The sequence below is a fragment of the Mucilaginibacter sp. 5C4 genome (assembly GCF_034345625.1).
Lineage (GTDB): Bacteria > Bacteroidota > Bacteroidia > Sphingobacteriales > Sphingobacteriaceae > Mucilaginibacter > Mucilaginibacter aurantiaciroseus.
This window is the reverse complement of record NZ_CP133775.1, coordinates 1,221,594-1,234,155: the sequence shown is the minus strand read 5'-3', so window position 1 is coordinate 1,234,155 and position 12,562 is coordinate 1,221,594. Positions and strand designations below refer to the sequence as shown.

The following is a 12,562-nucleotide window of genomic DNA, read 5'->3' as shown; positions in this document are numbered from 1 at the left end:
TCATGAACCTATCTGTCAGGATAAAAACATATGCGCTTTGCACGCTATGCCTGTGTGTATTAAACACCGCGCAGGCACAAAAAAAGGCGGCATCGCTTAAGTTTAAAGTGATCGCTTTTTATACCGGTAAGGAAGACCAGGCGCATATCAGCTTTGTGCACGAAGCCAACAAGTGGTTCCCGGCTATGGCCAAAAAGTATAATTTCACTTACGACTCTACCAATAACTGGAAAAACCTGAACACTGCTTTCCTGGCAAAATACAAAGTGGTGATCTTTTTAGATACCCGCCCCGAGGATTCCCTACAGCGCGTGGCTTTCGAAAAATACATGAGGGGCGGTGGCGGATGGATGGGTTTCCACTTTTCGGCGTTCGCGCTTAACCAATCGGCCGTGCCGCAAAATTGGGACTGGTACCATAACGTATTCTTAGGATCGGGCGAGTACGGCAGCAACACCTGGCGGCCAACATCAGCTATCTTAAAGGTAGAAGGTAAAAACCATCCCGCTATGAAAGGCCTTGGCTCAACATTTAAAGCATCGCCGAACGAATGGTACCGCTGGCAGAATGATATTACCAAAAATCCCGACATTCAGATCTTAGCATCAATCGACCCGGTAAGCTTCCCGTTAGGAACAGGGCCAAAGCAAAGCGAGATCTGGCATAGTGGTTACTACCCCGTGGTTTGGGCCAACAAAAATTACAAAATGGTTTATTTTAACATGGGCCATAACGATATCGATTACGAGCATAAAACCAATAAAGACCTCTCGCTTACCTTTGGTAACCCGGCAGAGGATAAACTGATATTAAGCACCCTGCTTTGGCTGGGAAATACCAAATAAACAATTAACCAAATAAACCCATAAGCTTCGGCAGAACCCCAAATGAAGAAAGTATTTTTAATAGCCGGCCTTTTGTACTTCACGGTAAGCGCATACAGCCAGGTAAAAACGGCAACAAAAGTGCCGTATTCTACAACTAATAAAACGGTAAAAATATACGTTACCGAAAAAGGCTCGACCAAAAGGCTTGCCCCGGCAGGCGAACTAAAGTTTGTAACCGAAGCACAGCCACCCGAAACAGAAACGCTGGTTTTTGTAGACCCGGAAAAGAAATTCCAAACTATGCTGGGGATTGGCGGTGCCTTAACAGATGCCGTTGCCGAAACATTTTATAAACTGCCTAAAGACAAACAGGCCGAGCTTTTAGATGCTTACTACAGCAAAACAAAAGGCATTGGCTTCACCCTTGCCCGCACCAATATCCAAAGCTGCGATTTTAGCAGCGGCAGCTACAGCTACGTAAGCAACAGCGATAAAAGCCTGTCGACCTTTGACGTAAGCCACGATAAAAAATACCGCATCCCGTTCATTAAAGCAGCAACTGCTGCTGCCGGTGGCAAGCTAACCATGTTTGTATCGCCATGGAGCCCTCCTGCTTTTATGAAGGACAACAACGATGTATTACACGGCGGAACACTGAAAGCCGAGTTTGCGCAGAGCTGGGCAAACTTCTACATCAAATTCATAAAAACGTACGAAAAACTGGGCATCCCTATATGGGGCTTATCGGTACAAAACGAGCCTATGGCAACCCAAACATGGGAATCTTGCAAGTACACTGCCGAAGAAGAGCGCGACTTTGTAAAAAACTATTTAGGCCCAACACTTTGGAAACAAGGTTTAAAAGCTAAAAAATTGATTGTTTGGGACCATAACCGCGACTTACTTTACCAACGTGCAAGTACTATCTTGGAAGACCCTGCTGCTGCCAAATACGTTTGGGGCATTGGTTTCCATTGGTATGAAACCTGGACCGGTGCGGGCCAAAACTTCGAGAACACCCGTTTAACCCATGCCGCTTTCCCGGATAAGAACCTGATCTTCACCGAAGGTTGTATAGAGAAATTCGACTTTACCCGTTTGGATGACTGGAACTTGGGCGAGCGATACGGCCTATCTATGATCAACGATTTTAACGCCGGCACCGTAGGCTGGACCGACTGGAATATTCTGCTGGATGAGAAGGGTGGACCTAACCATGTAGGTAATTTCTGCTTTGCACCCATACATGCCGATACACGCAGCGGGCAGTTGCTGTACACCAACTCGTATTACTACATCGGCCATTTCTCTAAATACATACAGCCGGGTGCGAAACGTATCGCCGCTTCCGCAAGCCGCGACAAACTGTTAACCACAGCTTATCAAAACCCTAACGGATCGATAGCCGTAGTGGTGATGAACCGCACCGACGAGAAGATAGATTACAGCTTATGGATAAAAGGCAAAGCCGCCAAAACCACAAGCGAGCCACATTCAATAGCTACTTTGGTAGTTCAGTAATTATTAAAAAAGCCTTCCATTATACGGAAGGCTTTTTGTTTATACGCTATCCTCGTTCTTGATGCCTTTTAGCAGGGCATAAATTGCCATGGCGTGGCCGTGGCCTAATTCAAAGTCGGCCTTAAGCCAGTTGGTAATCTCGGTTGCTTTTACAACCAGTTCGCCGCTTTTGGTAAACCCTTTTACTTCGGCCATGGCCCTAAAATCTGCCGGGCCTTTGCCTGTTTTTTGTTTAATGGTGTTTAAATACGCTTGGAATGACATATCGTTGTGTTTAATTGGTTAATAATTATACAACAAATTTACAGCAAAGCCATACATCCCGTAAGGTGCATATACGACCATTTAAAGGTAATTAGCGACATTCACCTGCGTATTTTCAAAAACTAACACAATAAAAAAGCGGGCGCCATTTGGACATCCCGCTTTATCACCACTCATCACTCACTCACAAAAATTATCCTGCAGTTGGGGTTTTAGCGCCTCTCCTGTTTTTCATCTTTTCTTTTAACTGGGCTTTAAACTCAGTATAGTTTTTTAATTGATCGGCAGTAAACACTGCTTTCAGTTCGCCATCAGTTTGCATTAATATTGCTTTACGGCTCGCGTGGTTCAACTTACGGTCGGTAGTGCTACGGTTAGCTTTTAAGCTATCCATCTGCGTAGCACGTTTCAATAAAATGGTATTCACTTTAGTGTACTGGTCCTGGCTAAGCGTTAACTTTTGCTGAAGAATCTTTGACATACGCTGTGCTTTTTGCTCGGGCGCTACATTTTTGTGGTCGCCGCGTTTACCGTGCATTTTACCTTTAAAGCTTGCTTTCAAATCAGCATATTTTGTTTGCTGGTCGGCAGTTAAAACCGTTTTTAAACTTGCATCAGTTTTAACCATTATTGCTTTACGACTTTCGTAGTTGGCTTTACGATTGGTGCCTTTGGCAGCTTTCAGGCTATCCATACTGGCAGCGCTTTTAGCAAAAATGGCATCCACTTTTTTAGATTGATCTGCCGACAGGGCCAATTTTTTAGTCAAAGCTTCTGTTCTGTGTTTGGCCTTCTGCTCCGGCGATTTCGCCATCTTTTGGGTTTGTGCCTGGGCAAATACCGCTGTACCAGCCAGGAATGTTATCATCAATAATATCTTTTTCATGTTTCTTAATTTTGGTAGTATGACAACGATTGTGGCCTCAAGGTTTAATTAAGGTGGTCGCCATATTGTCATCACAGTAACATTTTCTAAAATTGGTATTGGCCAAGTACAAACAGCACATTAACAATAAATCGGGGTTTTTAATTAGTTATTATAAAACTTTATTATTTATAAGACTTATATTGGCTATAATTATTAAACCTTAAATATGCCACCACAGCTTACAGGAATTTTGAAGGTTAATAAATTTATTTTCAGGGCTTTATTAAAGAATAAATTTTTCGCCAAGATAGATGAGAACAGCAACTGGCGCGAAAAGATCTTTAAAAAAATAATACTTTATGCTACCCCTTTAAGCCTTATTGCATTGGTACCAAGCCTTATTATATTGTTAAATAATGGCTACCAATTTCTGTCCGCTTTTGACACTTTTGTATTAATAAGTATTCCGCCGGTTGCCTTAAGCAATCATATTAAGCTTACCTACCAAAAAACATACGTAGTTTTTATGCTTTACACGCTGGCTATAGTCAAAACGGCCCTGTTAGCCTCGTTTGCAATTGGTGCAATTTATTTATTGGCGTTAAGCGTTTTTATATCATTACTGTTTTCGCGAAAGGCAATCATAGGTTCAGTTATTACCAATGTTTTCATTTATATAAGTTTTGGTTTTGTAATTTACTTTAAGCTTTTTAACTCACGCCTAATTGGCAAATACACATTAGATTTTTGGATATTTCACACATCTAATTTCCTATTTTTAAACCTTGCTATAGTTGTTATTATTCGCCATATAATTATCAGGCTCGAAAAAACGATTTCGCAGCAAGTTAACTTGCGCACAACCCTGCAAAATGAAATACAAGAGAAAAATTTACTGAATGTACAGCTCATCGAATCCGTAGTCCAGTATAAACGTTTATTTTTTGGCACCCTGTCACCTATGTGGATCTTCGATTCAAAGACACTTAAATTTATGCAAGTAAACGGGGCCGCTATCAGGAAATATGGATATACGCGTACTGAATTTTGGGCTATGACCATCAAAGATATCAGGCCTGCAGAAGATGTGGACGATTTACTGCAAACCCTTGAAAAGAACGGCAATAAGAATGGTTCGGCTGTATCAACTGTTAAGCATAAGTGTAAGAACGGCCGCATTATTTACGCAGAGGTTAGGTGTAGCAATATCATTTTCCAGGGTAAAATAGAAAGGCTGGTGATATCCAGGGATATCACAGAGCAAATACAACATACCAAAGCTATTGAAAAACAAAATGAACAACTGCATGAAATAGCTTACCTTCAATCGCACGTTGTGAGAGCACCGTTAAGCCGCATTTTGGGATTGGTTAACTTGTTAAAAATTAGCGAGGATATAAAATCCGAGCATGAAATATTACAATACCTGGACACATCCGCTAAAGAGTTGGATGAGGTAATCAGAACCATTATAAATAAAACAGAAGAGGTTGATCCATCAAACAGTTAGCCTATCTCTCCTTCGCCCACACACCTATTCAGCGTTATTAAATTATTTATCGCATCGCCCATCGGTTATTAAAATAGGCGTAACCCCGTTTGCCATCGGCAAGCCATTCGTTAATGTATTGGGCATATGCTGGATCACCATCCCGCAGGTATAGTTATACAGCATTTCGTAAACCTCATCCTTATACCAGCTACTGTTACGAAACTCGATAGCTATATCCCAACCCTCACTTAAACGGGTATCTTTAATATTTACCAACAGCTTCTCCAACTAACGGATGTTGCTCACATCATTACTCCCCGGGAACTGGAGGAACAGGCTGCCCTTTTTATCGCCCGCAGCATCTATTATCTGCATAAAGCGGTCTACATCTTCGGATTTAAACAGCAGTTGTTTGTTGTGGGTGATGTCGCGCAAAAGCTTGTAGGTAAAGCGGAAATTATCGGGCACTTCCTTCGTCCATTTTTTTATGGTAGATGCCTGTGGGAGTTTATAAAACGAGCCATTGATCTCGATGCTGTTAAACAGCTAGCCATAGTAGGTAAGCCTCGGTTTGTCTTGGAACCCGGACGGGTATAACGATTTATTAGGGCCAAGCAGCACCAGTCCGCTGGTACCCAAGTAGAATTTTGCCTGGCATTTTGCATACAATAGCTTAACACACTTGCATTTACTATTGTTGCGCTTATATTAGCGTTTAATTAACCAAATAAACCTCAAACATAGCTCACATGAAACTTACCGGATTGTTCCTTTTCTCGGCGCTTGCCCTGGCATCCTGCACGCCAAAACCTGCGGCAACTATTACCGAAGATAAAGCCTCACCAATGATAGGCACCTGGAAGCTTGTGGCTGCCGTTACCGTTACCAAAGGCGATACCGTTAAAGATTACCCGGTACCCAACCAGGAGATGATAAAGATCTTAAACGCCACCCACTTCGCTTTTATGCGCCATGATCTAAGCAAAGGTAAAGTTAAAGATGCTGTGTACACCGCAGGCGGCGGCACTTACGATTTTAAAGGTGATAAATATACCGAGCACCTGGCCTACCTGAACGCCCGCGAATGGGAAGGCCGCAGCTTCGATTTTACGGTTAAATTTAAAGGCGACACGTTGATCCAAAAAGGCATCGAAAAAATTGACAGCCTTAACATCAACCACGAGATCATCGAAACTTACGTAAAACAGAAATAATTACGGCCCTTTAACATAAGCACCCGGTTACTACATCTTTTACCGGAGGAGCTTTTTTGTATCCTTTCATTTATATAACCTAAACCACTTATGACAGACAGAAGGACATTTTTAAAACAAACCGGCCTATTATCTGCCGCTATGGCCATACCGGCTATCTCCTTTGCCGCCCCCAAAGCAAAATTCAAACTGGGCCTGCAACTATACACCATCCGCGAAGCGATGGAAAAAGACCTGCGCGGCACACTAACCAGCGTGGCCGGTTATGGCTACCAAGAAGTGGAGACCTATGGCTTTAACTATGGCAATAACAAATACTACTGGGGGCTGGAGCCTAAACAGGCTAAACAGCTGATGGATGATTGTAATTTAACAACATCTGCCGGGCATTATGACCTGGACAGGTTTTTTGCGAAAGACAAGGCAGATGCTCTTACCAAATATGTAGACCAGTGTATTGCAGGCGCTTTGGTAATGAAACAGGATTACATTGTGTGGCCATGGCTTGCGCCCGAATACCGCAATATGGACGAATTTAAACGCCTTGCGGCAACATTAAACACCATTGGCGGTCAAATAAAAAAGGGCGGCCTTAAGTTGGCCTACCATAACCACGACTTTGAATTTATTGACCACGAAGGCCAAATTGGCTACAACACCATTTTAAATGAAACAGACCCAAATCTGGTTAAACTGGAAATGGACCTGTACTGGGCCAGCCATTCCTCGCCTGTTGCGCCGCTTGAATGGTTTAAAAAGCAACCCGGCCGTTTTGCCATTTTGCACATAAAGGATATGGATAAAAAAGACCGCGAACTGCACACTACCGCAGGCGATGGTTCTATCGATTTTAAAACCATATTAAAAGACCACCAATTGGCGGGCGTAAAGCATATGTTTGTTGAACAGGGGAATAATTACGTACCCGATGCTATGAGCAATGTTAAGCGCAGCGCGGCTTACGTAAAAAATAACCTTTACCCATTTATTTAGCCCGCTTACGACCAAAAGCCCTGCACTTTTATTTGTGCCGATGGATAGCCCTGCTGTTTTAGCATTTTGCGCAGCTGGGCTACCATTATCCTTTCACACTCAACCCCGCCTTATAAAAACTCGGCGTAACGCCTTCAATTTTCTTAAAGGCACGGCTAAAGTAATTGAGGTTGTTAAACCCCGCCTTAAAGCAGGCTTCGGAGATGCTGTTGTATGGGTTGTTCATGAATTGCTTGGCCAGTTGGATGCGCTCTTTGATAATATAATCAACAGGCGATATGCCCAGCTCGTGCCTAAACGCGCGGAAGAAACTCGGCTTGCTCATAAAAGCCATCTGGCTCATGGCATCAATGTTCAACTTATCGGTAAGGTGCAGTTTAATGTATTCCAGCACGTGGGCAAAGCGGCTGCCGGTAGATAGTTCGTGCATATTATCCTTTACCTCGTGCAGGTTCTGCATCTGCATAATACGGATCAGCAATTCTTTCAGTGTAAAACTTGCCAGCACATCTTTGGTTAAATTATCGCCGGTGCTGATGCGGATGAGTTTATTAATAAGCTGCGCCAGCTCATAATTATTAAAAAAGTGGAACTGCTTATAGTTGAGCTGCCAGGCATATTTATCCTCGCGCGGAAAGTTTTCGTTCAGGTAATTAAGCGTATTGTTTATCTCCTGCTGATTGATGGCCAACGCCGTGCATTGCGATGGCTGCTGCGCGGTAGCTTCGGGGAAATCAATGGTCATGGTAATGTTGGGGGGCACAATTACTGTTTCGCCGGGCAGGTAATCAAAGCCGGGTTTATCAAACAGGTGCATCACTTTTTTGCCCCGCAGCATGCTGGTGATCACCAGGTCGCTAAAGGTAAGTGGCACCAATTCGCTGCGCTCATAAGTTTCAAAAATATTCAGTTCGCAATGGTTCATGGTATAAGCCTTCCGGTGTTCCACAAGGGTCCGTAGCTCTTTGTTGTTAGAAAGGCCTAAAGGCGTTACCAGGTTTACATTATTCATGCCTGAATATTTAGTACAAATTAGGCATTGTAACTATCAATAACAACAACCTAAATATATTGACATTATTGTGCTACCAATTGATAGCATTGTGCAAATGCCTAAGCCTGCACCCCGCTACCTTAGCCTAACCAATTCTAAATAAAACCTATAAAATGAGTATCAACAAAAAACCTTCCTTTAAGGACAAGTACGACAATTTTATTGGCGGCAAGTTTGTAGCGCCGGTTAAAGGCGAATATTTCGACAACGTTTCACCTATTGATGGCAAGGTATTTACCAAAGCTGCACGCTCTACCAAAGAGGATGTAGAACTTGCCTTAGATGCCGCCCACGCCGCTTTTGAAAGCTGGGGTAAAACATCTGCCGCTACCCGTGCAGGCCTATTAAATAAAATAGCCGATACCATTGAAGCTAATTTAGATTACCTGGCAACCGTTGAAGCGATTGACAACGGCAAAGCCATCCGTGAAACCAAAAACGCCGATCTGCCTTTGGTGATCGATCATTTCCGCTACTTTGCCGGTGTTATCCGTGCCGAAGAAGGCGGCATTTCCGAACACGATGAGTTTACAGTGAGCATTGTTTTAAGCGAACCACTTGGCGTTGTTGGCCAGATCATCCCATGGAACTTCCCGCTGCTGATGGCTACCTGGAAAATTGCCCCTGCGCTTGCAGCCGGTAATTGCTGTGTGGTAAAACCGGCCGAGCAAACGCCAACATCTATTATGGTGCTAATGGAACTGATAGGTGATATTTTGCCCGCAGGTGTTTTAAACATTGTTACAGGCTTTGGCCCTGAGGCAGGTAAACCGTTGGCATCATCGCCACGCATTGCCAAGGTATCGTTCACGGGTGAGACCACAACAGGCCGCTTGATCATGCAATATGCATCAGAGAACCTGATCCCGGTTACGATGGAGCTGGGCGGTAAATCGCCAAACATATTTTTTGAATCTGTTGCCGATGCCGACGATGCGTTTTTTGACAAGGCCATTGAGGGCGCCGTAATGTTTGCGCTTAACCAGGGGGAGGTTTGTACCTGCCCGTCGCGCATACTGATCCAGGAAAGCATTTACGATAAATTTATTGCCCGCGTAATAGAACGTGTGAACGCCATTAAAATGGGCAACCCACTTGATGACAGCACCATGATGGGCGCACAGGCATCAAACGACCAGTACGAAAAGATCCAATCGTACCTTAAGATTGGCCGCGAAGAAGGTGCCGAAGTTTTATGCGGCGGCGAAGTTAAAAAGTTGGATGGCGAACTTGGTGGCGGTTACTACATACAGCCTACCTTGTTTAAAGGCCATAACAAAATGCGCATTTTCCAGGAAGAGATCTTTGGCCCGGTAGCTTGTGTTACCACTTTTAAAACGGTTGAAGAAGCAATTGAAATTGCAAACGATACCCTGTATGGTTTAGGTGCCGGCGTGTGGACCCGCGACGCACACGAGGTTTACCAGGTGCCGCGCGCTATACAGGCAGGCCGTGTTTGGGTAAACAATTACCATGCTTACCCTGCACACGCGCCATTTGGTGGTTACAAAAAATCGGGCTTTGGCCGCGAGAACCACAAGATGATGCTGGGCCATTACCGCCAAACTAAAAACATGCTGATCTCTTACAATAAAAACAAGCTGGGTTTCTTTTAAGATTTTTAAACCACAAAGAGCACTAAGTTAGGTACACAGAGAGCACTAAGAAAAGCTTTGTGACCTTTGTGGTTATTCAACAAGCAAATCCTTCGTGTTATTTGTGGTTAATTAAATTAGCATGGTAAAAAGAGTATTGGTATCACCCGAAGCATCCGCGCTTATCGCCGAATTAAAAGGCCGCTTTGGCGACCTGATGTTTCACCAGAGCGGCGGTTGCTGCGACGGCTCATCGCCCATGTGTTTTGAAAAGGGCGAATTTAAACTTGGCGGCAGCGATGTAAAGCTTGGCGAAATAGACGGCTGCGAATTTTGGATGAGTAAGGACCAGTTTGAATACTGGCAGCATACCCAGCTTACGGTGACCGTTACCAAAGGCCGGGGCTCCAGCTTTTCTATCGAGATCCCCACCGGGTTTAGATTTATGATAAATTCGCGCCTGTTTACCAATGCCGAGTTGCCCGATTTAGAACCGTTATCCTATATAGAAGACTAAGAACTTGTGAAGTTTATATTTTGAGTAAAGCCTCGGCACGAAAGTGCCGGGCTTTTTTTATTTGTCTTTGAACCGGGATTAACGAGATTAAAACCCATGTCATTGTGAGGAACAGAGTGACATGGACAACCGACCATAGGGCGCTCATTAATTCCTTTAAGATAAATTAAACACATTAATAATCTCAGAGGACAAGCGGGCATGCTGAGATTGCCACGCTATCGCTCGCAATGACATTAGTTTGTATTAGCATAAAATCAATCAAATTTCCAGCGCACAAAGGCTTCAATGGCTTCATACTCGGCAAGGCCAAGCTCGTTATAAAGGCGGGCGGTTTCCTGTGTGCGGTCTTCTGCCCTAACCCAAAATTCGCGGGCATCATCACCGGGAAACACCGGGATATCTTTTTGTGACTGGTGTTTAAATATGGCCAAACGTTTACGCTCCACTTCCTGCGGAGATAGCGGTACAGCCATTTCAATCTCGTGGATCTCAAACTCGTGCCATGCCCCACGGTACAGCCAGATCCAGCAATCTTTTGTCCAGTCCTCTATTTGTCGCAGGCGGCTAAATGCCTCCAGCATAATCTCGAAACAGATCTTGTGTGTGCCATGCGGATCTGCAAAATCACCTGCTGCGAAGATCTGGTGAGGTTTTACATCCTGCAATAGCTGCATGGTTTGTTTGATGTCGTCCTCAAAAGATATGTTTTTCCCTATTTTACTTCGGTCGTAAAACGGCAGGTCCATAAAGTGAATGCGCTGGTCTTGCAACCCGGCAAGCCTTGCCCCTGCAATAGCCTCGCCCTTACGGATCAATCCTTTAACGGTGCGGATGGCTTCGGTATCGTTTTGGTTTGGCGTTTTGGTTTTCAGAAAGGCGGTCATGCTTTTATAAAGCCCTTCCAGATAAGCGGCGTCCTGCGATTGCGATTTGGCAAAGTCCATCGCGAACTCTACATAGCGCAACATTTCATCATCCCAAACGGCGGTATTGCCCGATGTTTGGTAAGCCACATGCACCTCGTGGCCCTGGTCGGCCAAGCGAATGAAAGTACCACCCATCGAGATCACATCATCATCCGGGTGCGGTGAAAATACGATAGAACGTTTCACCTTTGGGTTGGCACGCTCGGGGCGCTGGCTGTCATCGGCATTAAACTTACCACCCGGCCAGCCGGTAATGGTGTGCTGGATATTGTTAAATATGCTGATGTTGATATTATAAACCGGTCCAAACTGCGTTGCCAGCTGCGCCATGCCGTTGTTGTTATAGTCGCCTTCGGTAAGTTTCAGGATAGGCTTGCACAACGTTTTAGCCAACCATATTACGGCCTTTTTAATGAATATATCGTCCCAAACACAATCCTTAACCAGCCATGGAGTATCAAAACGGGTAAGGAGTACAGATGCGTCGCGGTCAATAACAAACTCAACATGATCTGAATTTTGCAGGTATGTGGCGGGGATATCCGGCGAGATCACACCCTCAATTGCTTTCTTAATAATGGAGGCTTTCTTCCCGTTCCATGCCATCAGTATAATTTCGCGGGCCTTAAATATGGTACCTACACCCATCGTAATGGCTTTTGTCGGCACATTCTCTTTACCACCAAAATCTTTGGATGCGTCGCGGCGGGTAAGGTCGTTCAATGTAACCAAACGCGTGCCCGAGTTTGGGGCAGACCCCGGCTCATTAAACCCGATGTGGCCCGTACGGCCAATACCTAATAGCTGCACATCAATGCCGCCGTAGGTATTTATCTTTTGCTCGTAAGCCATGCAAAACGCTGCTATATCCTGTTCGGCAAGTGTACCATCGGGGATATTCACATTGGCCATGTCAATGTCGATATGGTCGAACAACTGCTCTTTCATGAACCTTACATAGCTCTGCGCAGAGTTTGGTTGGATAGGGTAATACTCATCCAGGTTAAAGGTTACCACGTTTTTAAAGCTCAGGCCTTCTTCTTTATGTAACCTGATCAATTCCTGATAAACTTTGATAGGCGATATACCTGTTGCCAAACCTAAAACGGCGGTTTTACCTTCGGCTTGCTTTTGTTTGATAATGGTGGCGATACGCTTGGCAACATCAAAGCTGGCCTCACTGTCGGTATCGTAGATCTTTACGGGTACTTTCTCGTACCGGGTTTCTTCTAATAAATTGAGTAACATGTTGAGGTATATTTTATTTTGATTTGGGCATGGCAATTCC

13 protein-coding genes are annotated in these 12,562 nt (G+C 44.3%); 7 read left to right on the top strand and 6 right to left on the bottom strand.

The window, feature by feature from the left end; translation table 11 throughout:
• The first annotated feature begins 2 nt into the window (after positions 1-2).
• Both RHM67_RS05730 and RHM67_RS05725 read left to right on the top strand, forming a co-directional pair.
• The gene (locus RHM67_RS05730; protein ID WP_322231152.1) at positions 3-845 is read left to right on the top strand and encodes a ThuA domain-containing protein; all 843 of its coding nucleotides are present in this window, start codon (positions 3-5) and stop codon (positions 843-845) included.
• A gap of 42 nt (positions 846-887) precedes the next feature.
• A complete protein-coding gene (locus RHM67_RS05725; protein ID WP_322231151.1) occupies positions 888-2,348 on the top strand; it encodes a glycoside hydrolase family 30 protein in 1,461 nt (486 codons plus the stop codon).
• Positions 2,349-2,387: 39 nt separating this feature from the next.
• On the opposite strand, the gene RHM67_RS05720 is transcribed toward RHM67_RS05725, so the two are convergent.
• Positions 2,388-2,612: a DUF4287 domain-containing protein gene (locus RHM67_RS05720; protein ID WP_322231150.1), complete on the bottom strand. Its 225-nt coding sequence runs from the start codon at positions 2,610-2,612 to the stop codon at positions 2,388-2,390.
• A gap of 193 nt (positions 2,613-2,805) precedes the next feature.
• Complete coding sequence (locus tag RHM67_RS05715; RefSeq protein ID WP_322231149.1) at positions 2,806-3,498, bottom strand: hypothetical protein; 693 nt, start codon at positions 3,496-3,498, stop codon at positions 2,806-2,808.
• Positions 3,499-3,706: 208 nt separating this feature from the next.
• On the opposite strand from RHM67_RS05715, the gene RHM67_RS05710 reads away from it, so the two are divergent.
• On the top strand, positions 3,707-4,990 hold the full coding sequence (locus RHM67_RS05710; protein ID WP_322231148.1) for a PAS domain S-box protein: 1,284 nt from the start codon (positions 3,707-3,709) through the stop codon (positions 4,988-4,990).
• 42 nt (positions 4,991-5,032) lie between these two features.
• Here the strand turns inward: RHM67_RS05710 and RHM67_RS05705 are convergent, their stop codons facing one another.
• Together RHM67_RS05705 and RHM67_RS05700 are read right to left on the bottom strand one after the other, a co-directional pair.
• Complete coding sequence (locus RHM67_RS05705) at positions 5,033-5,260, bottom strand: hypothetical protein (protein WP_322231147.1); 228 nt, start codon at positions 5,258-5,260, stop codon at positions 5,033-5,035.
• Positions 5,261-5,461: a DUF72 domain-containing protein gene (locus RHM67_RS05700; protein ID WP_322232175.1), complete on the bottom strand. Its 201-nt coding sequence runs from the start codon at positions 5,459-5,461 to the stop codon at positions 5,261-5,263.
• A gap of 260 nt (positions 5,462-5,721) precedes the next feature.
• Here RHM67_RS05700 and RHM67_RS05695 point away from each other — a divergent pair, with 260 nt between their 5' ends.
• On the top strand, positions 5,722-6,186 hold the full coding sequence (locus RHM67_RS05695; protein ID WP_322231146.1) for a hypothetical protein: 465 nt from the start codon (positions 5,722-5,724) through the stop codon (positions 6,184-6,186).
• A gap of 90 nt (positions 6,187-6,276) precedes the next feature.
• Complete coding sequence (locus tag RHM67_RS05690) at positions 6,277-7,179, top strand: sugar phosphate isomerase/epimerase (protein ID WP_322231145.1); 903 nt, start codon at positions 6,277-6,279, stop codon at positions 7,177-7,179.
• 85 nt (positions 7,180-7,264) lie between these two features.
• Here RHM67_RS05690 and RHM67_RS05685 read toward each other — a convergent pair whose 3' ends face one another.
• On the bottom strand, positions 7,265-8,191 hold the full coding sequence (locus RHM67_RS05685; RefSeq protein WP_252757903.1) for an AraC family transcriptional regulator: 927 nt from the start codon (positions 8,189-8,191) through the stop codon (positions 7,265-7,267).
• Between the two features lie 155 nt (positions 8,192-8,346).
• Between RHM67_RS05685 and RHM67_RS05680 the strand changes: the two genes are divergently transcribed.
• Together RHM67_RS05680 and RHM67_RS05675 are read left to right on the top strand one after the other, a co-directional pair.
• Entirely contained in the window at positions 8,347-9,849 is a 1,503-nt protein-coding gene (locus RHM67_RS05680; protein ID WP_322231144.1) for an aldehyde dehydrogenase family protein, read from the top strand.
• Positions 9,850-9,970: 121 nt separating this feature from the next.
• Entirely contained in the window at positions 9,971-10,345 is a 375-nt protein-coding gene (locus tag RHM67_RS05675; RefSeq protein WP_322231143.1) for a DUF779 domain-containing protein, read from the top strand.
• Positions 10,346-10,602: 257 nt separating this feature from the next.
• Here RHM67_RS05675 and nagB read toward each other — a convergent pair whose 3' ends face one another.
• The gene (gene nagB / locus RHM67_RS05670; RefSeq protein WP_322231142.1) at positions 10,603-12,522 is read right to left on the bottom strand and encodes a glucosamine-6-phosphate deaminase; all 1,920 of its coding nucleotides are present in this window, start codon (positions 12,520-12,522) and stop codon (positions 10,603-10,605) included.
• Positions 12,523-12,562: the final 40 nt, after the last annotated feature.